The 18648-nt window shown below is 47.2% G+C and carries 18 protein-coding genes; 4 read left to right on the forward strand and 14 right to left on the reverse strand.

Translation table 11 applies throughout. The features are described from left to right. Positions 1-28 precede the first annotated feature (28 nt). Together GY843_RS07865 and GY843_RS07870 are read right to left on the reverse strand one after the other, a co-directional pair. Positions 29-409 (reverse strand): carboxymuconolactone decarboxylase family protein, encoded by a 381-nt coding sequence (locus GY843_RS07865; protein ID WP_297308288.1) that lies wholly within the window; start codon positions 407-409, stop codon positions 29-31. 217 nt (positions 410-626) lie between these two features. Beyond that, entirely contained in the window at positions 627-2150 is a 1524-nt protein-coding gene (locus GY843_RS07870; protein WP_297308291.1) for an AMP-binding protein, read from the reverse strand. Between the two features lie 104 nt (positions 2151-2254). On the opposite strand from GY843_RS07870, the gene GY843_RS07875 reads away from it, so the two are divergent. The 4 genes from GY843_RS07875 (at position 2255) to GY843_RS07890 (ending at position 6158) form a co-directional block, all read left to right on the forward strand. Continuing rightward, a complete protein-coding gene (locus tag GY843_RS07875; protein ID WP_297308295.1) occupies positions 2255-2926 on the forward strand; it encodes a GntR family transcriptional regulator in 672 nt (223 codons plus the stop codon). Continuing rightward, complete coding sequence (locus tag GY843_RS07880) at positions 2913-4274, forward strand: malonyl-CoA decarboxylase family protein (protein ID WP_297308297.1); 1362 nt, start codon at positions 2913-2915, stop codon at positions 4272-4274. Before GY843_RS07875 ends, GY843_RS07880 begins: the two co-directional genes overlap by 14 nt. After that, positions 4271-5374, forward strand: coding sequence for a carboxyl transferase domain-containing protein (locus tag GY843_RS07885; protein ID WP_297308299.1), 1104 nt, complete (start codon positions 4271-4273; stop codon positions 5372-5374). Before GY843_RS07880 ends, GY843_RS07885 begins: the two co-directional genes overlap by 4 nt. 244 nt (positions 5375-5618) lie before the next feature. Beyond that, on the forward strand, positions 5619-6158 hold the full coding sequence (locus tag GY843_RS07890) for a winged helix DNA-binding protein (protein ID WP_297308301.1): 540 nt from the start codon (positions 5619-5621) through the stop codon (positions 6156-6158). Positions 6159-6170: 12 nt separating this feature from the next. Here the strand turns inward: GY843_RS07890 and GY843_RS07895 are convergent, their stop codons facing one another. The 12 genes from GY843_RS07895 to GY843_RS07950 all read right to left on the reverse strand — a co-directional run bounded on the left by GY843_RS07895 (position 6171) and on the right by GY843_RS07950 (position 18597). Beyond that, complete coding sequence (locus GY843_RS07895) at positions 6171-6815, reverse strand: NAD(P)H-dependent oxidoreductase (protein ID WP_297308303.1); 645 nt, start codon at positions 6813-6815, stop codon at positions 6171-6173. Beyond that, positions 6815-7843, reverse strand: coding sequence for a 4-hydroxy-2-oxovalerate aldolase (dmpG, locus tag GY843_RS07900; RefSeq protein WP_297308305.1), 1029 nt, complete (start codon positions 7841-7843; stop codon positions 6815-6817). Before dmpG ends, GY843_RS07895 begins: the two co-directional genes overlap by 1 nt. A 182-nt stretch (positions 7844-8025) precedes the next feature. Further along, on the reverse strand, positions 8026-8934 hold the full coding sequence (locus GY843_RS07905; RefSeq protein WP_297308307.1) for an acetaldehyde dehydrogenase (acetylating): 909 nt from the start codon (positions 8932-8934) through the stop codon (positions 8026-8028). 11 nt (positions 8935-8945) lie between these two features. Next, positions 8946-9731 carry a 2-oxopent-4-enoate hydratase gene (gene dmpE / locus GY843_RS07910; protein ID WP_297308309.1) on the reverse strand — a complete coding sequence of 262 codons (786 nt, stop codon included), beginning with the start codon at positions 9729-9731 and terminating at the stop codon, positions 8946-8948. 117 nt (positions 9732-9848) lie between these two features. Next, positions 9849-10727 carry a VOC family protein gene (locus tag GY843_RS07915; RefSeq protein ID WP_297308311.1) on the reverse strand — a complete coding sequence of 293 codons (879 nt, stop codon included), beginning with the start codon at positions 10725-10727 and terminating at the stop codon, positions 9849-9851. Positions 10728-10824: 97 nt separating this feature from the next. Further along, positions 10825-11877, reverse strand: coding sequence for a 2Fe-2S iron-sulfur cluster binding domain-containing protein (locus GY843_RS07920; protein WP_297308313.1), 1053 nt, complete (start codon positions 11875-11877; stop codon positions 10825-10827). Between the two features lie 90 nt (positions 11878-11967). Further along, a complete protein-coding gene (locus GY843_RS07925; RefSeq protein ID WP_297308315.1) occupies positions 11968-13284 on the reverse strand; it encodes a Rieske 2Fe-2S domain-containing protein in 1317 nt (438 codons plus the stop codon). 130 nt (positions 13285-13414) lie between these two features. Continuing rightward, positions 13415-13966, reverse strand: coding sequence for a NifU family protein (locus GY843_RS07930; RefSeq protein ID WP_297308325.1), 552 nt, complete (start codon positions 13964-13966; stop codon positions 13415-13417). Between the two features lie 20 nt (positions 13967-13986). After that, complete coding sequence (locus tag GY843_RS07935) at positions 13987-14814, reverse strand: alpha/beta hydrolase (RefSeq protein WP_297308317.1); 828 nt, start codon at positions 14812-14814, stop codon at positions 13987-13989. Between the two features lie 37 nt (positions 14815-14851). Continuing rightward, on the reverse strand, positions 14852-15688 hold the full coding sequence (locus tag GY843_RS07940; RefSeq protein WP_297308319.1) for an alpha/beta hydrolase: 837 nt from the start codon (positions 15686-15688) through the stop codon (positions 14852-14854). A 68-nt stretch (positions 15689-15756) separates the two neighbouring features. Beyond that, positions 15757-17022, reverse strand: coding sequence for a DUF1329 domain-containing protein (locus GY843_RS07945; RefSeq protein ID WP_297308321.1), 1266 nt, complete (start codon positions 17020-17022; stop codon positions 15757-15759). Between the two features lie 21 nt (positions 17023-17043). Next, positions 17044-18597 (reverse strand): DUF1302 family protein, encoded by a 1554-nt coding sequence (locus GY843_RS07950; protein ID WP_297308323.1) that lies wholly within the window; start codon positions 18595-18597, stop codon positions 17044-17046. Positions 18598-18648 lie beyond the last annotated feature (51 nt).

An 18648-nucleotide genomic window follows, 5' to 3' on the forward strand; every position in this document is an offset into this window, starting at 1 on the left:
CTATGTTGGAGTGTGGAAGTGTTACCCGTTACTTCCCTTCATACTCTTCAATTACCTCCTTGGCTGCCCGAAATGCTTCCTGAGCAGCAGGTGCGCCACAATAAACAATTGAGTGCAGTAAAACCTCTTTAATCTCTTCTGGTGAGCAACCATTATTCAGTGCCCCACGAACATGACCTTTAAGCTCCGTCGGCGCTTTTAAGGCCGCTAACATTGCAATAGTTACCAAAGACCGGGTACTACGAGGTAAACCATCACGTTGCCAGGTACTTCCCCATGCATGTTCGTTGATCCAGTCTTGCAGATCCTGAGTGGTCTCATTGGTGTTATCGATAGCACGCTGGACAAACGCTTCGCCCATCACCTCAGTACGGACTTTTAAACCGTTTTCATAATCTTCTCTGGACACAACTCACCTGCTTCAATATTTGCTATGAATGATTTTGGCGAATAAATGTATCTGTATAAGTCTAAGAAGACAATGAAAGCCATGGTGTCAGGAGGTTAAGAAATGAGGGATAGAGAAAGGCTATTCCCTAGAAACTGAACAACAGGTAAGCACCCTATGCCACCGGGTGTTGACTTACCTGTTGTTCATCACGAAGGAATTCGTGGCCGATTGTGAATTAGCTTTGATAACCTTTTTGACCGTACAGATCACGCAATACGTTCTTCTGCACTTTGCCCATGGTATTACGTGGCAACTCGGCTAGGTAAACAATACGTCGAGGCACTTTGAAACCAGCAAGATTACCCTTACAGATCTCAATAATTTGCTCGTCGCGAACATCAACCATCAGATCGGTTTTCACAATCGCAGCTGCCACGCCCTCGCCAAAATCAGGGTGTTCAAAGGCAAATACTGCTGATTCGTCGATATGCTCGATATCATTCAGCACCATTTCCACTTCCTTAGGGTAAATGTTGTAACCACCACTGATGATCAAATCCTTAGAGCGGCCAACAATGCTGACATAACCCTGATCATCAATTTTGCCTAGGTCTCCAGTGATAAAGAAACCGTCATCGGTAAACTCTTCTGCAGTTTTCTCCGGCATACGCCAGTATCCCTGGAATACGTTTGGTCCTTTAACCTGCAAGCTACCCACTTCGCCTGCAGCCAACGGGTTATTGTCACCATCCATAATGCGAACTTCAGTACCTGGCAGAGGGAAACCAACAGTACCGGCAATACGTTTGCCATCCAGTGGATTAGACGTATTCATACCGGTTTCGGTCATACCATAACGCTCAAGAATTGCTTTACCGGTACGCTGTTCAAACTCTTCAAAAGTCTCTTCTAACAGTGGTGCTGAGCCTGAGATAAACAGACGTACATTGGCTGCTAACTCTTTAGTGAACCCCTTCTCTGCTAGCAAGCGGGTGTAGAAGGTTGGAACACCCATCATCACGGTCGCATTAGGAAGCTCTTCCAATACCTTGTTCGCATCAAATTTACTGTAGAAGATCATCTCGCTAGCGTTGAGTAGTGCACATGAACACGCGACGAATAAACCATGCACGTGGAAAATTGGCAGTGCATGCAGCAGAACATCCCCCTCTTTCCATCCCCAGTAATCAAGAAGCACACGTCCATTGCTCAGCAGATTGCTGTGACTGATCATCGCACCTTTTGGACGGCCAGTGGTTCCGGATGTGTAGAGGATAGCAGCCAGATCATTTTCGCCTCGCTCTACGGTAGTAAACACTTTCGGCATAGAATCAGCAGCATCACAAATAGAGCCAACGCTATCTTCATCCAGTGTGTACAGTTTGAAGCCCGCAGTCACTTGCTGGTTGATCTCAGAGAAAGTCTCTACCTGCTTAGAAGAGCAGACAACAAAGGCCGGCTCAGCGTTTTCGACGAAATACTTTAACTCGGATTTCGTATAAGCGGTGTTCATCGGCAGATAGGTACCGCCAGACTGCAAAACACCCAGATAGATAGCTAAAGCCTCAGCACCCTTTTCAACCTGAACAGCAACTCGGTCCCCTGGCTCAAGACCCTGCTCCGTCAATAGTGATGCATATTGTGCAGCACGTTCAGCAAGATCATTAAAGGTCCACTTCAAGCCTGTTTCAGGCATACGTAACGCTACTCGATCCCCGGCCTGGGAAAACTTTTCAGATAGTGCCTGATATAAATTCACGGACTAATCCTCTCTTGTTTTTATTTTCGATTCGTTTTGATTGTAATTAATAATTACACTACAATGCAATTTCAATTGAAATTTAATTTAAAGCCAATTGTTTTATGAACATAATAAAAAGAAGAGTTCTGTATGAGGAAGTGGCTGAGATAATTGCGCGAATGATCTATAGCAGTCAGCTTGAACCTGGCCAGTGGATCGACGAAATGCAGTTATGCGAAGAGCTTGGTATCAGCCGCACCCCATTAAGAGAAGCATTAAAAGTTCTCGCTTCTGATGGTCTAGTCGAACTAGTACCCCGTAAAGGAGCTTACGTAAAAACGATCAGTACTGAAGAACTGGACGAGCTATTCCCTATTGTTGCTCTCCTGGAGGGTTTTTGCGCTCAGTTAGCCGCAGAAAACATCTCTGATGAGGAATTGGTCAGACTCCGACACATTCATTCAAACCTTGAACGCCATGCCGCAGATAAAGATATTGTCCGCTATTATGAAGACAATATTCTGTTTCATGACGCACTCAAAAATATCTCGCGTAACAACTGGTTAGAGCGTTTAACTCTCGATCTATCCCGTGTCATCCGGCTTGCCCGCCAAAAGCAGTTAAAGCTCGGAGCCCGTTTGCAGCATTCCCTGCAAGAACATCGGGATATTTTGGCCGCGATCGAAGCCAGAGATGGTGACACCGCCAATAAGGCGATGTCCCTGCATATTCAAAATCAATACGTGGCATTGAAAAACAAGCTGATAGGGAACGAACAGGATGAGTTGGATTAATCGATTTATCGATTCAGTAACTGATAAAGGTAAAGAGCTACTTCAAGCGGAAGACCCTGATCGTGTAAAAGGCCAGTATTCGCTGCAAGAAGACTGTAGTGCACTGCTAACCTATCGAGGGGACGCTACCGCGCTGGCTATGGCGCAGCAGATTCTGGGACGTTATGACAACTCCAGCGCAGAAGAAAAGCTCTCCTTCTTCCAATACCTGGCGACAGAGATGTCACCAGATTTCAGGTACGTAGCCGAATTAGCACAAAAGCTAGAACAGGATGCTGATAGTAAAGACTACAAGCAGTTGTTAGCCGCTCTTAATGGTGGTCGGCACATGCTGTTTGAGCTGCTTAACATCCCTGGTTCTGGCACCCAGGCGCTGGTAAAAATGCGAACAGAACTGCTTGATCTGGTTCCGAAACATCCCGAACTTGCCAGTGTGGATATAGACCTGAAAACCACCTTGGAGGCTTGGTTTAACCGAGGCTTCCTTGAATTCAGAGAGATCGATTGGCACACTTCAGCGGATATTTTGGAGAAACTGATCAGTTATGAAGCGGTCCATGAGATTCAGGATTGGGCCGATCTTAAACGGCGTTTATCCGGCGATCGCTCCTGTTTCGCATTTTTCCATCCTGCACTGCCTGATGATCCTTTAATTTTTGTCCAGGTAGGTTTCACTGAAGAGATCAGCGACCGTATCGACCCGTTCCTGAACCAGGAGCAACCGGTATCTGATCCAGCACGCGCTAACACCGCTATCTTCTACTCTATATCCAACTGTCAAACCGGTTTACGCGGCATCTCTTTTGGTAACTTCCTGATAAAACAGGTGGTACAGCATATTCAAAAAGAGCGTCCTCAGATAACCCGTTTCTCGACTCTTTCACCCATCCCAGGTTTAAATCGCGCAGTACAAAAAGGCTACCTGGCAGAAGATGAGTTACAGCAGATCGCCACTCCCTGGCTGACCAGCCTCAACAAACGTTACGCAGATATGCCTCTGACTGAGTTATTAAGTGAACGTTTCGAGCGCCTGGATGAATCACACGATGATACAGTAAGTTTTCTCAATGAACTGGGACTTCACTACCTGACCCAGTTGAAACGTGGCGAAGAACCTTACGATCCTGTAGCACGCTTCCATCTGAGTAATGGTGCATCTATCTACCGGATCAACCCATTCGGAAACCGCAAACCTCACGGTATGAAAAGCGCTGCCGGCCTGATGGTTAACTACCTCTACGATCTGGAACGGGTTGAGATGAATCACGAATCGTTTAAACAAAACGGCACCATCGATATCCATCCCAATTTAACCAAAAGCAAAAGACGGTTACGGGTGTTGTCATGATGCTGGATAACCCAAATTTGCTAAAGGCGCATGCGCTAGCTTTCTCTATCGCCAATCAGCATCAGATGTTTGTTGCTGAAAGTAGTGCAAATTGGTTTGTTGAAAATGCAGAGCAGAAAGTCGCAATCTGGGCCAATGACTCAAGCATCAACACGGGCTGTATTAATCCCGAACTGGCAGGTGAGCTCAGCAAATTTCTTGATAAAGCGGCCACAGAACAAGTAGAAAGAATTATTCTGTTTATTGACTCTGCAGGCGTTCAGCTTGAGCAGGGCTGGCGGTCAATGAAACATACTGCGAAACTGATTAAACAGCTGCTGAATCTACGTATTCACAGCCAGATAACGACTATCGCAGTTCTTGGTGACAGCGTTGGCTGTTTTGGCGGTGCTTATCTAGTCGCAGCCAGCTGCCAATATACACTGGGTAGCAAAAACGGACTCTGCGGAGTGTCCGGCAGGAAAGTGATAGAACATCTGGATAGTGAAAAAGATGATATAAACCGCCTTTTCTACAAAGCTCCCTATCGATTAATCAATCAGGAGCTGTTCTGTATTCTGCCCGAACCTTTGGAAGAAAGGCGCAATCTGTTACTTATGCTGGAGCATCACCCTCTCACAGGTGAAGAACTTCGCCAAGAATACGCTGCTCTCAAAACCAGTGCAGATGAGGATCACAGTGCCCTTGCGACCTACCGCAGTAGACCCAAGCATAAAACTTTAGGTTTTCCCGAAGCGGAAGAGATTGGTTGTGACGGGTTATTAAACTTCGCTAACCAGTTACTGGATTATCTGGAGAACGAAAACAGTTTGCCTATGTTTATGGGCAACTGTGAGCAGGAATTCTCATTTATAAATGAGCAACGCGGATTCTCGCGCTACCTTGCACTCACCATGAAGCTCCTTCGCTATCTTTCAGAACAGGGTAAGAGGGTACGCATTAAGGTGGATCAACGTGGCAGCGGTGCCACTTTTATTGCTGTATCTTTGATGGCCGACACCCTCATCATCGAAGAAGGCAGTTGTATTTACCCCCTCCCCTTAGAAGCAATGAGCTTATTTGTGCACACAACGTTGCCCCAGGGCAGTGAATGGAGATGAAATAGCATCAGCTATTTCGTTTCTACTTTTGCCTTTAGTATAATCAAGTTACTACAATTAAATGTATTTTCAATAAATAAACAATTGATAAACAATCTTTGATCTAGTTCAATGCAGTCGATATAATCACCTGCTAGTCTGAATTCTTGTCAAAAACTCCACATAACGCTAATCTATCTCGAAGGTTTTATCAGATAACTTTCCAAGGCGTTAGTGGGTACAAATTGTGAAAAAGAACACCCTAATGAACGATATTAGCCTTTACCGCAGCTGGCACCTAGGCGGTAACGAACACAACGCGATCACCACAGAATTTGAATGGTCCCTTCTTCGTTTCCACGAAGCTTTTCAACGCTACTGTCTACAAATTGGTAGCACGGCTGGTTTAGGGAATTTAACTTATCAGGAACTGATCATCCTTAATGTTATTCGCATGCAGGACCGTCCTAAGCCTGTAACGATTATTGCTCGACTACTAAACCGTGATGATATCCCAAATATTCAGTACAGCCTGCGTAAATTAGTAAGCCTGGAACTGATCAGTAAGGATAAAGAGTCAAACAGTAAGATCTATAACTACTCAATGACCGAGCAAGGTCGAGTGAAAATAGACCGCTACGCTGAGTTGCGTGAGTCTCTCCTGACTACGCAAACATCCAGCATCGATCGTGTAGACGAAAAAATGGCTGAAGCAGCAAAACTGATCAGCCTATTAACCGGAATCTATGACGAAGCAGGTCGTATTGCAGCTACCTACGCCAGTCCTATTGATGACGACGAGTAACAGTTATTAAGATCACTCAGAGAGCATACTTAACAGTGTGTTCTCTTTCTTCCCTCTTTTAGCAAGGTAGTTCTGAATTAGCTCTCCGGATTCACCAAGCTGATCTTCAAGTTTGAAACCAGCACGTGATGTACCCTCAATTGCGACAAAATCAACCCGATCTGCACCAATAAAATTAGTAATGGCTTTAAAGTACGGCTTAATGAAGTCCATATCGGTATCCTTATACATCCCACCCATCGAGTAGAGCACAAGAATATCTTTACCACTACACAGCCCCTGTAAACGACCATCACCCTGTTTCTGAAACGTCTTGCCTATACGAACAATCTGATCCAGATAAGCTTTGAGAGCAGAAGGCAAATTGAAATTGTACACAGGTACACCTATACAGATCAGATCTGCACCTAGAAACTCTTCCAACAGAAGATCAGAAAGCACAGTTGCACGCTTTGCTCGCAATGAAGGTGTAGGTGAGAAGAAGCCCTCTATTGCCTCAGCAGAAAGATGGGGCACTGACGACTTTGCCAGATCACGATACACTAAGTTTGATTCACCATTGCTTTCTTCAAAGGTAGAAATAAACTGCTGTGTTAAAGCACGCGTTACGGATCCAACATAACGGCTGCTCGAATCAATCACCAATGCCCTACTCATCAGATTAACCCTCGATCTTTTGCCATGGTCAACGCTAGGTCTTCGATCATATCTTCCTGACCACCTACTGTGCCGCGACGACCCAGTTCAACCAGAATGTCACGTGCCTGAATGCCGTATTTCGCTTCAGCACGCTGAGCAAACAATAGGAACGAGCTGTAAACACCTGCGTAACCCAGAGTCAGGGCATCGCGGTCAACACGGATCGGTTGATCCATCAGTGGCACTACAACGTCTTCCGCTACATCCATGATCTTGTACAGATCGATGCCGTGGTTTGCTTGCATACGCTCAAGAACCGCAACGAAGACTTCCAGAGGTGTGTTACCAGCGCCCGCACCCAGACCTGCAACGGAGCCATCGATACGTACAGCACCGGCTTCAACTGCAGCCAGAGAGTTAGCGATCGCCATACCCATGTTGTGGTGACCGTGGAAACCGATCTCAGTTGCTGGGTTCAGTTCTGCACGCAGCAGGCCGATCTTCTCTGTCACTTCGTCTGGTAGCATGTAACCGGCAGAGTCAGTACAGTAGATGCAGTTAGCGCCGTAGCTCTCCATCAGCTTGGCCTGCTCCAGAATCTTCTCTGCAGACACCATGTGTGCCATCATCAGGAAGCCTACCGTGTCCATCTCCATCTTCGCAGCCATACCGATGTGCTGTTCAGATACGTCCGCTTCCGTACAGTGGGTCGCAACACGAATTGTGCTTACACCACAATCGTTTGCCATCTTCAGATGATCAACGGTTCCGATACCCGGCAGTAGCAGGGCAGAGATCTTCGCATTCTTCATCTTTGGCACAACTGCGTTGAGGTACTCCTCATCGGTGTGCGCTGGGAAACCGTAGTTCAGAGAGGAACCACCCAGACCATCACCGTGGGTTACCTCAATCAGCGGGATACCCGCATCATCCAGACCGGTTGATACTGCAACCATCTGCTCCAGCGACAGCTGATGACGTTTCGCATGCATACCATCACGCAGGCTCATATCGTGGAGTTTTACTTTTTTGTTCTTCAAATCCATTGTTATGTCCTCAGATATAACAGTCGGTAGAAGCATTAAACATCTGCTACTACCCTTAATTTTTTGAGGCACAGCAGTTTGCTTTGAGACAAGGCAGCTTGTTGATGAGGAGCGGAGTTAACTAAAGTTAATGAGCACCGCAAGAAACAAGCTAACGCCGTATCAATGCAAAATGCAAAGCCTCATCGTGCCGGTAGAGTGATTGAGCCGTTGTGCGCTTCTTCAGCAAACATCTCTGCTGTACGCAGACCCGCAGCCGTCATGATGTCCAGGTTGCCTGCGTACTTCGGCAGGAAGTCACCCAGACCTTCCACTTCCATAAATACAGAAACCTTGTTGCCATCAAACACTGGACCGTTAACCAGCTTGTAACCCGGTACGTATTTCTGAACCTCTTTCACCATGTTGTGAACGGATTCAGTAATCGCAGTCTGATCTGGTGTGGTTTTAGTTAGGCAGTGGATCGTGTCACGCATCATCAACGGAGGCTCAGCCGGGTTGATAATGATGATTGCTTTACCTTTGTCTGCACCGCCCACCGCTTCAACAGCGCCTGATGTGGTACGGGTAAATTCGTCGATGTTCTGACGTGTACCTGGACCTACAGAGCGGGAAGATACAGTGGCTACGATCTCGCCGTACTCAACGTCCTGTACCTGAGAAACTGCAGCCACCATTGGGATAGTCGCCTGACCACCACAAGTCACCATGTTTACGTTCATCTCTAGCTGAGATGCGTGCTGTTTCAGGTTTACCGGTGGAACACAGAATGGACCAATCGCAGCTGGAGTCAGATCGACCATGATCACACCCAGCTCGTTCAACTTGCGGCTGTTCTCTGCGTGTACATAAGCAGAAGTCGCATCGAAAGCGATACGGATATCATCTTCGATTACTTTGTCCAGCATGCCGTCGACACCGGTGCTGGAAACTTTGATACCAAATTCCTGTGCGCGTTTCAGACCTTCGGATTCTGGGTCGATACCCACCATCCAAACTGGCTCAACCCATTCTGAGCGCATCATCTTCATCAGCAAGTCAGTACCGATGTTACCTGGGCCGATAATGACCGCTTTTAATTTCTTACTCATAGAACTTATCCTTATGTGAAACGCACGGAAGCTGAACCAATACCGCCAATACTCACGGTCATAAAATCACCCGCTTCTACTGGCTCTAGTGGTACGAGAGAACCGGACAGGATTACTTCACCGGCTTTCAGCGGAATACCAAACTCACCCAAGGTATTCGCCAACCAAGCAACTGCATTTACAGGGCTACCTAATGCGGCAGCACCGGCACCGGTAGAGATCACTTTGCCGTTTTTCTCCACCACCATGCCGCAGGTACGAAGATCTACATCACGTGGACTTACGGCGGTATCACCGAGGACAAACAGGCCACAAGATGCGTTATCCGCAACGGTGTCCTGGATCTTGATCTTCCAATCTTCGATACGGGAATCGACAATTTCGAAACATGGCACCACAAAGTCTGTGGCAGCGATGACGTGGGAAGTAGTGATACCTGGACCAACAAGGTCATCCTTTAAAACAAAGGCAATTTCACCTTCTGCTTTTGGCGCGATCAGCTGTTTGCTGATCGGCATCTCTTCACCCTGGTTAAACGCCATTCTGTCAGTCAGATAACCAAAGTCAGGTTGATCAACATTCAACATTTTCTGAACGACTTCAGATGTGATACCGATCTTTTTGCCTATGACTTTTTCACCATCAGCTATGCGCATATCTAACAGTGCAGTTGAGATGTGATAGGCATCTTCGATACTCATATCTGGATAGCTATCGGTCAGCGGAGAGATCGCTTTTTGTTCGCGCAACGCAGCAAACAGTTGATGGGCACAGCCCTGTCTCTGCTCTTTATTCATAATTCACCCTAAATCCCAAACGGGACAAGAAAAAAATGCACCCGACCAGCGGGTGCCAAGCGTACAAGCCTCTTGATGAGAATCTTAATTCGGCGAGACGATTTATTGACAAACAGGTTATTCGACTAGGTTATGGCCCCAGATTTTTGGAGCGTTGTAGAGTTCAATATCCCAGTTGTCGTAATCATGGATCTCTTCACCGCCATATCCGTATTCAATCGCGAAGCCTGCAGGAGTGATCATGTAGAACGAGGTCATCTTGTCGTTGGTGTGTTTACCCAACGTCAGGATCAGCGGTACATTCAGCTGCTCAACACGGTCATATGCGCGACCAACATCATCGATATCATCCGCCTGCAGCATAAAGTGGTTGAGTTCACCTGCCCCTGTACCAAAACATGGATTACATACAGCAATAGAGTGGTGACGAGGGTTACAGTGCATGAAGGTCGCTTTGGCTTCATCCCAATGGATGTAGTCAGAGATCTTCATACCCAAAGCGTTACGGTAGAACTCCACTGCTTCTTTTGGATCTTCATGGCAGTAAAGAATATGACCCAGACCCAGATCACCCGTATTGAAACCACCAAAACGTGGGCAGCTTGGTGTATATGGCTGGTTATCATGGAATGGAGAGAAACAGATCTCGTAAGGAACATTATCAGGGCCTTTGAACTTCATTAGTTCAAGCACCATACGGTCTTGTTTCTCTGCGTCAGAAGCCAGTTCAACACCGATCCCCTGATCAGCCAGGTGTGCATACATCTCGTTAAATTGGTCGATGCTATCCACTTCCCAACCGACAAAGGCAACGCTGTCCTGATCGCTGTCTATAAATGTGAAACGGTGGTGATATTCGTCATAGCGAATTTGTGTACGGCCCTGCGGGCTATCGGCACGTTGCTCAAGACCCAAAATATCAAACAGTATCGTGTGCCAGTCTTCAAAGTTCACAACATTGAAGCCCATATAAGCCAATTTAGTTACTGCAGCCATTCCTCTTACCTCACTTATTGTTTTTATTGGCAGAACGCAACGCAGCACACTCCATCCACTAGGGATAGAACAATGGAGTGCACTGAATGGTTAACGATTAGACGGTTTCGAACAGCTCGACGTGGATGTTCTCACCCTTAACGCCCAGCGATTCCAAATGCTCACGTGCAGCCTCGTTCATCGCTGGAGGCCCACACAGATATGCGATTGTTTCCGGATCAGTAATATCTTCCTGAGTGATGGAGAACTGGGCACGGCAGTTATAGCCATCCCACTCACCTTCCGGACGGGAGACACAGGTACGGATATCAAGATTACGCATCCAGGTGTCACGTAGTTCTAATTCATCCTGTGCAAATAGATCTTTTTCAAAGGAGCAGCCGAAAGCCAGAATGACAGGCTTACGACGGAAATTTTTAAGACGCAGTGAGTCGATCATACTCAGCATTGGCGCAAGACCAGTACCACCAGCAATCATAATCTGCGGCACTTTCTCTTCACGCAGATAGAACACGCCGTATGGACCATCAATCTCAAGCTCATCACCAACAGCAGCACGATCCCTCAGATAGTTAGACATCACACCATCTTCAAGAACACGGATATAGAAGGTGACTTCTGGTAGTTCACGCTCGGTGCTGGACATTGAGTAGGAGCGCCACTCTTCTGTGCCCGGCACTTTTAACTGTACATACTGACCGGACTCAAAGTGATCCATTTCAGCATCATCAGCCAGTTCAGCTTCGATACGTACTGTGTTGTGGTTTACCCACTCCAGCTCAGTAATAGTGATAACACTCTGACTGGCTTCGTGGTCTTCAGAGAATGTACTTGGATAATCCAGATCAACTACACAGTCACTCTCTGCGTAAGCAGTACAGGTCAGACGGAAACCTTCTCGTTGCTCGCTAGGCAGCAGTGACATGAGTCGGTCCGAATCCATGCCTACTTCACCTTCGTCAACTTTACAGATACAGCTGGCACAACTACCTGTCAGACACTGGTGGATAACGGGTACTTCGTTGTTACGTGCTACGTCCAGTAGTGTTTCACCCTCACCGGAGATCGCTTCATATTCAACACCGTCTTTAAAACGGAAAGTAACTTTTGATTCTGCTAGTTCTACAGCAACTGCTTCTGATGAAGACATGACCTGTCCTCCTTATTATTATTTTGTTATTCAGCTTTGTTTTTCAGCAAAGGAGGGAGCGGTTACCGCCCCCTCTTCTTTCATGCTTGATTAGCTCTTGTCGTATTTACGACCGGTTGCATAAGCATCCATACCTGGCCAATCACCCAGAGCTGCAGCAGCAAAGTCCTTACTCTGGCCTTTAGTTGCGCCGTTAACACCTTTAGGTGGCTGGGCGATACCACGGTTGAAGTTAGACGCACATTTACGCCAAACGATTACAGAGGCATCCATATCTGCCAGCTGCTCATCGTCCCAACCAGAACCATCTGCGTAGAAATTCTGCATAGCATCACGCGCCATCAGGTCACAGTCATTGAAACCTTCCAGACACATTGGCTTGTACAGGTTCTCGAAGCGGTATTCGAAAGCCTTCTTCTCTTCTTCAGTTGAGCACTTCTTAACCAGCACTTCCCAGTACTCGTAAGTGTCGTTAGTGATAGGGATGTACCACTCGTACTGAACTACGTGTTCTTCCGGCCAGTTCTCAACCATCAGAACGCCTGGCAGGTACATAGATGTACGGAAGTATTTTGGATTCTGGCCGTATGCTTTAATGTCCAGAATTGGGTTTTCCAGTACTGGCTCATATGAGTCAGTGAAGTAACGGTTCAGGAAGCCCTGCGGACCGTTGTCATCTTCGATGATCGCGATTGCCTGATCATCCAGAGGTTTGATACCCAGAGGTACCGCCCACTCTTTCGCCTGAACGATTGAGTTATCACGGTGGATCAACAGGTGACCTGCATCGAAGCCGTTCTCACACGCCAGACGCCAGTTAGCGTTACCCGTACGGTGCATACCCAGAACCACAACATCATCATCCAGAATGGATGGGGTATCAGGCCAGTATGGGTGTGGGAAACGTTCGTTGTTCTCTGGGAATCGCAGTGGCAGGTCGTTCTTCAGTGGTGGGATCTCTTCATCCCAATCATCTTCGCATACGAATACGAAGATCATGCCAGACACTTCTTCAACAGCAAAAGACTGGATGCCTGTAGTACCGATCAGTTTGTCATCTGGAGCAGCAACGATTGTGCTCAGCTCACCGTCTTCCAGGTTGAAGGTAAAACCGTGGTACCAGCAGGTGATTGTGTCGTCATTCAGACACATTGGCTTAGCAGAGAAACGAACCCCGCGGTGCAGACACTGGTCTAGCAGTGCGTAAACCTTACCTTTAGAACGACGCAGTACGATTGGAATACCTGCAATCTGAATCCCTTTAATTTCACCTTCTGGCAGCTCGTCGCTGAACGCAGCTGGGTACCAGTGGTTTACAAAGCCCCACTCCGCTTCCATGTAAGGCTGATACTGTTTCTTAGTGTTTTTATCGTTTGCGACGCGCGCGTTCTTGTAAGACTTTGCCATCGATGAATCCTCGTTTTTGTTTTTATGCCGAGATTTGCAAGTTGTGATTATTAAGTTGTAATCAATAATTACAGGATACATTTATTTTTAGTTGAATATCAATTGAAATTCAATATAACTCACAAGAAAATTAATGCATCGTTACTTCTGAGACCGCTTCGATCTCTGGAAGATGCTCTTTCAGCGTCTTCTCAACGAACTCTGTCAGTGTTCTTTCCGCATTGCCGCAACCCAAACAGTTGCCGCCGAATTTCAGGAATACTTTGTTGTCTTCAGTTCGGTCTACAACCACCCCACCCTGGTGCTCTGCCAAGGCAGGATTCACATAGGCTTCCAGCACAGCTGAAGCTTTGAGGTGTAGGTCAGCATCTTCTGGTAGATCAGGCATCTGCTTGATATTTGGTGCTTTTATTCGCAACTTACCGCCCATACGGTTCTTGCTGTAATGCACATCCAAACCATCAATAAACAGAGACAGGCGCTCGTCATAGGTGAGCGTGAAGCCACTGTATTCAAGTACGCGATCGCCGTTTTGCGGTTGCGTATTAAAGGTGATAAAACATTGAGATAACGAAGTCCCCGGGTTACTTACACCCACGCGGAGATCACTGTTTCCTTCCTTTTCGCCAATATGCGCAAGGTAATCAATTGCGGCTTCACTTATCTGAATTTCAGGCTGCATCACTCACCCTCCAGCTCAAATTAGTCTTCCTGCAGGAACTGCAGTACCAATGAATTAAAGCGTGCAGTCTGTTCAATCTGGGTCCAGTGACCGCAGTTACCAAACAGATGCATCTGTGCGTTTTTGATCTTACGGAACAGGTTCTCAGAGATCTGAACCGGCACTACTCGATCATCACGACCATGGATAATCAGTACTTCATTGTCCAGATTCGCCAGATCTTCATCTGAAACAACCTGTGCATCAGCCCAACGCTGATATGGAGGTGGGAATACGCGTTCAAAACGCTCCTGGAATCCTGGACGCATAGTTGCGTTGTAACGCATCTCTGCCAGCTCATCGGTCGCGATCGATTGATCAAAGGCCATGATGCCCAGAATCTCTTTCATCGCTTCCATTGAAGGCTTATAACCCCATAGTTTTGCCAACTCAGGACTAACCTCAAATGGCTGACCACCGCTACCCATAAGCACGATGCGACCAATACGCTTTGGATGCTCTACTGCAAGGCGTAGGGAAAGAGAGCCACCGAAGGAGTTTCCGACAAAGTCAGCTTTCTCAATATCCAGCGCGTCCATAAAGCGGATGATCTGATCCACCCAGGTATCCAGGTGCTTATATTCGTAATCTGCTGGGGATTCGGTATAACCAAAACCAACTAGGTCTGGCGCCAATACACGACGGAATTCAGACAGCATAGGGATAGCATTACGCCAGTTAGCCCATGCAGTTACACCTGCACCTGAACCATGTAGCAGGATGACCGGCTTACCCTGGCCTTGATCGTGGTAGTTAACCTGGATATCGCCCAGGTCCAACATATTTGCGATTTCTGGAGAATCACTCATTTTAGTTCCTCATTTTCAGCCAAGTGGCTTCTTGTTCTTATTGAGTCTCTTGCAGAAAGCCCATCACCAGATGGTTAAAGCGTTCTGCCTGTTCAATTTGTGTCCAGTGCCCACAGCTACCAAACAGGTGCAGCTGTGAGTTCTTAATTTTCTTAAATAGATTTTCAGATACGTGCACAGGAACAACGCGATCTTCTCGCCCATGCAGAATTAATGTTTCGTGATCTAGTTTTGCCAGCGCTTCATCATCGATAACCAAAGCATCAGCCCAGCGCTGATGCGGCTCTGGGAATACCCGCTCAAACAGAGCCTGAGCGCCATCTCGCAAGGTTGCCTGATAACGCATCTCTGCCAGCTCTTCGGTGGCGATCGACTGATCAAAGGCCATAATCTGTAATATTTCGCGCATTGCTTCGCGCGATGGTTTGTAGCCCCATAACTTAGATAACTCGGGACTCACCTCGAATGGCTGCCCGCCACTACCCATCAAAACCATCTTTCCAACGCGTTCTGGATGCTCCACCACCAAAGCCAGGGTCAACGATGCGCCGAAGGAGTTGCCAACAAAGTCAGCTTGTTGAATATCCAGAGCGTCCATCATGTCAATTATTTGATCGACCCAACTCTGCATATGTACAAATTCAAAATCATCCGGAATCTCGGTATAACCAAAACCCACAAGATCCGGAGCAATTACACGCCTGAACTTAGATAAAACAGGAATAGTCAGACGCCAGTTAGCCCACGCACTCACCCCTGCGCCCGAGCCATGTAGAAGGAAAACAGGACGGCCACTACCCACATCATGGTAGTTAACGTTGATATCTCCGAGTGCAAGTCTGTTCGCCACTTCACGGGAGTTTGTCATGCTCATCTCAATTACCTTTTATAAGAGTGGCCGTCCCTGGCCGATTGAAGGGGGTTTTCAATCAAACACGTCTGTTAGCGTGCACCTTTACGCAAGGCAGCCAAATTGACGTCGTCCATGTCCAGACCTTGAGTGTTCGTACTCCATGTAGCAGTGTCCGGGAAGAACACTGTGGCGTGATTACGTTTAAAGTCGATTGTCACACCTGCAGTAGTACGGATATCACGGTAGCCATCGTCACCCGTGCCAGGATAAGAGTGGAACTGGAACATCTTCCAGAATTCACCTTTCTTATCGTAGGCTTCACCCATATGAACACGCGGATACTGCGTGTCTACGTAGATGATCTTTTTGCTATACGGGTGTACATCCGGAGTCTTCGCTTCGATCACGTAAACTTCACGTGGCTCGTAGTTATCTTTGCTGAAGTTCCAATAAGGAGGCTTCGTCAGATCCATAACCGGATACTCTTCTTCCTGAGTCGCGGCACCTACTTTCCACGCACTGTTTTTACCGTGCGCACCGATCAGAATGTGACGCTTACCGATCAGCTTGTAACCTTCATACCAAGATGGGTTAGCGTTAAAGATCTCGATATCATCCTGCAGCTGGTCGGTACCACCGATTGGGTCCATCCAAGCACCACCGGACAGACGACGAGTACGGCGTACGGCACGGATATATGCCCAGACATCTTCCATCTTGTCGCTGTCGTGACGAATGGTGTATGTACCCAGACCTTTAATATCGCGAGGCGCAGTAGCGAAGAACAAGGTACGGCTCAGCTCGCCACCATCACCCTCTGTCTGCTCACCTGTCATACGGCCTTTCATGGTGTAACGTACGAACTTCCAGTTCTGAGAACGCTCAATACCCGAATCGCCATCAATCATTACGTAAGAAACGTTTGGTACGTTCATTACGTCACCACGAGGGTTGCCGTAGTACCAGTTCCATACAATCTTCTCAGCGGCTTTTGGATCTTTCTCATCGATATTCGGGAATGGCATACCACCCTGCCAACCTTCTACCTGACGAGTCTGCTCATTCAGCTTGGCAACACCGATATTGGACTTAGAACGCTCGATCCACTTTGCATCCATCTCGATCTTTTTCGAGTGAACCAGTGGCATCTCCAGTCCGTTCTCACGGATACGCCATTCCATCTTTTCCGTCAGAAGATCTTTGATCTTGTGACCTTCAAAGGTGTCTTCATACAGAGAATCGATATTCGCTGCAGAAAGCACAGTACCTTCTTTAACTTCTGCCATCGCAGCGGTTGCTGTCAGCGCAAAGGCTGAAACAACTAGGCTGTTAAGCATGGTTTTTTTCATATTCATAACATCACCCAATTATTGTTCTTAGAATTGATAAGTTATCGTTGCAGCTAACTGGTCATTACCTTTGAACCAGCTAAACAGAGAAGCGTCTGGTGCAGACATATCGCCGAAGCCTGTCTGTGCGCCATCGTCGAAGAACAGATCCGCTTCAACTTTGAAACGCCAGTGATCGCCGTGTGTGTAAGTCACACTTGGAACGACAAAGCCACCACCGTAAGTCAGGTCAAAACCAGTCACCAGTTCAGGCGTCATACGGCCGTTCATGTAGCTTGTTGCCAGAATGAAGGTCAGCAGCGTGGAGTGTTCTTTACGGTTTTCAGGCTGGCCTACCAGCAGCTTCATGCCATCTTCATGATCAAGCAACCAAGTGTTGAACAGCTGTGTAGAGAAGAACGCCGGCTTTTCGGTACCCAGTAGGTCCTGAGTGAATGCCAGGTTTTTGTCGATGCGGAACATAGTTCGCAGTACGTCACTTTCCTGAATACCGCAGAAACCATCCAGAACGGTTGTACAGTCGCCAGGAATGAACTGACCTGTCGCGTCACCTACGTTAAACGGAGCATCTTTGATGTATGCAAATTCAGTAGACCAAACGAAGTCGCCCGCTTCGGAATAACCGTTCAGGGTAAAACCAAGGACATCAATCATTGGGAAGATAACTTCACCGAATGAGAAACCCTGAGTTGCGTAGTTATTGCTGTAGGAATCACCGGTGACATTGGCAAAACCAGGATTCGCATTCATAACCGGGTCTGGGTTATGCGTTCTCAGGTAAGCGAATGAGTAACCGTAATCACCCCACTGACCGTTCCAGCGCATACCGTAAGTTGCATCATCCTGATCACCATCATCATGATCGTATGCGTAAGGCGTAGCACCTGGGAAGTAGACACCTTTATAAGGTGAACTCGACCAGCGACCGCCTTCGATGTCGTAGCTGTTACCGATCTGACCATCACTGTCCCAACCTGGACGGTAAAGTACCTGCAGCTGACCATCCGCTTCTGGGAAATCGATCATGGCATTGGCCATAATTGAAGTTTTACGCAGATCTTCGTTGGCAGGTTCAAGGAATGAACGCCATGTGTAATCAAAGCCATGCACCATATCCAGCGCTTGGAAGAAGTCTGTCTCACCCCAAGCTACCTGCTGCTTACCTAACGTCAGCAGAACACGATCCCCTACAGGGATTTCCAGATACGCTTCACGAATCTCTGAGTCTTCATAGTATTCACGAGCATTTTCATTTCCGAAGCCACCCAAATCTTCAAGGTCTTTCAGAAAGCTGGTTCTCTGTTCCCAGCTCTTTCTTGCAACACCTTTAAATACAATGTCTTTTGGTAGATCCGCACTCCACTCCAGTTGTAGTGTCGTACGGTTCATGGATAGCTCACCCTCACCATCCATGCGTCCTGCTGGGCCTACTGTATCTTCAAGATTCATAGACATTTGTTGACGGATAAAGCCATCAATCTGCACCGGACCCATATCAACAGCATTGGCCTGTGGGATTATCCCCCCCATGGCTAAAGCAATAGCGATTGATAATGAACTGTAATTTTTCTTATTAGTCATTTACCACCTCAGCGATCTTCCTAGAAACAGGCGCACTTGTTTTAGCGCTCC

Source organism: Neptuniibacter sp., assembly GCF_024231755.1.
In the GTDB taxonomy this organism is placed as follows: Bacteria; Pseudomonadota; Gammaproteobacteria; order Pseudomonadales; family Balneatricaceae; genus Neptuniibacter.

What these genes read in the sequence shown, in the direction of transcription:
- dmpG (WP_297308305.1), bottom strand. Translation starts at nt 7,843, where the DNA reads ATGGATTTGAAGAACAAAAAAGTAAAACTCCACGATATGAGCCTGCGT.
- GY843_RS07880 (WP_297308297.1), top strand. Translation starts at nt 2,913, where the DNA reads ATGAGTTGGATTAATCGATTTATCGATTCAGTAACTGATAAAGGTAAA.
- GY843_RS07920 (WP_297308313.1), bottom strand. Translation starts at nt 11,877, where the DNA reads ATGTCTTCATCAGAAGCAGTTGCTGTAGAACTAGCAGAATCAAAAGTT.
- GY843_RS07875 (WP_297308295.1), top strand. Translation starts at nt 2,255, where the DNA reads ATGAACATAATAAAAAGAAGAGTTCTGTATGAGGAAGTGGCTGAGATA.
- GY843_RS07935 (WP_297308317.1), bottom strand. Translation starts at nt 14,814, where the DNA reads ATGAGTGATTCTCCAGAAATCGCAAATATGTTGGACCTGGGCGATATC.
- GY843_RS07925 (WP_297308315.1), bottom strand. Translation starts at nt 13,284, where the DNA reads ATGGCAAAGTCTTACAAGAACGCGCGCGTCGCAAACGATAAAAACACT.
- GY843_RS07890 (WP_297308301.1), top strand. Translation starts at nt 5,619, where the DNA reads ATGAACGATATTAGCCTTTACCGCAGCTGGCACCTAGGCGGTAACGAA.
- GY843_RS07895 (WP_297308303.1), bottom strand. Translation starts at nt 6,815, where the DNA reads ATGAGTAGGGCATTGGTGATTGATTCGAGCAGCCGTTATGTTGGATCC.
- GY843_RS07915 (WP_297308311.1), bottom strand. Translation starts at nt 10,727, where the DNA reads ATGGCTGCAGTAACTAAATTGGCTTATATGGGCTTCAATGTTGTGAAC.
- GY843_RS07940 (WP_297308319.1), bottom strand. Translation starts at nt 15,688, where the DNA reads ATGAGCATGACAAACTCCCGTGAAGTGGCGAACAGACTTGCACTCGGA.
- GY843_RS07950 (WP_297308323.1), bottom strand. Translation starts at nt 18,597, where the DNA reads ATGACTAATAAGAAAAATTACAGTTCATTATCAATCGCTATTGCTTTA.
- GY843_RS07945 (WP_297308321.1), bottom strand. Translation starts at nt 17,022, where the DNA reads ATGAATATGAAAAAAACCATGCTTAACAGCCTAGTTGTTTCAGCCTTT.
- dmpE (WP_297308309.1), bottom strand. Translation starts at nt 9,731, where the DNA reads ATGAATAAAGAGCAGAGACAGGGCTGTGCCCATCAACTGTTTGCTGCG.
- GY843_RS07905 (WP_297308307.1), bottom strand. Translation starts at nt 8,934, where the DNA reads ATGAGTAAGAAATTAAAAGCGGTCATTATCGGCCCAGGTAACATCGGT.
- GY843_RS07885 (WP_297308299.1), top strand. Translation starts at nt 4,271, where the DNA reads ATGATGCTGGATAACCCAAATTTGCTAAAGGCGCATGCGCTAGCTTTC.
- GY843_RS07930 (WP_297308325.1), bottom strand. Translation starts at nt 13,966, where the DNA reads ATGCAGCCTGAAATTCAGATAAGTGAAGCCGCAATTGATTACCTTGCG.